This is a genomic window from Vibrio owensii CAIM 1854 = LMG 25443 (assembly GCF_000817815.1).
GTDB lineage: Bacteria > Pseudomonadota > Gammaproteobacteria > Enterobacterales > Vibrionaceae > Vibrio > Vibrio owensii.
The window spans coordinates 1-374 of record NZ_JPRD01000062.1 but is presented as its reverse complement, the minus strand read 5'-3'; the positions used below and the strand labels follow the sequence as shown (position 1 = coordinate 374).

Sequence of the window (374 nt, the reverse complement as noted above, 5' to 3'; positions counted from 1 at the left end):
GTTTCTGTGACCTCGACATTGGATGCGTTGGTCCCCGTCACCACCACGTTGTAGGTGCCATTTGTCTCACCACTGATGTCCATCGCGTTGCTCTTCCAAGCCCCGCCGCTTTGCACCGTGGCATTGCTGCTCACGATAGCCGTTTCACTGCCTTGCGCTTTGATTTCTACGTTCACCGTTTGGCCTTCAAAGCGTGTTGACGTCCCCGCAATCTGCAATGAGGCCGCATTCGTGCCATCCACATTGCCTACTGGCGTGATCGCCAAGATTGGGGTAATTGGCATTGAGTGACTGCTGTCATCTGCGCCTGTGTTACCTGACAAGTCTTGGTAGTCTTTCACCACTAAACCTACTGTCAACCCTGACGTGACGGG

General features: G+C 54.0%; 1 pseudogene. It reads right to left on the bottom strand.

Annotation, left to right across the window (positions count from 1 at the left end):
• Window positions 1-374, bottom strand: a pseudogene (locus tag H735_RS31240) (tandem large repeat); the annotation flags it as partial.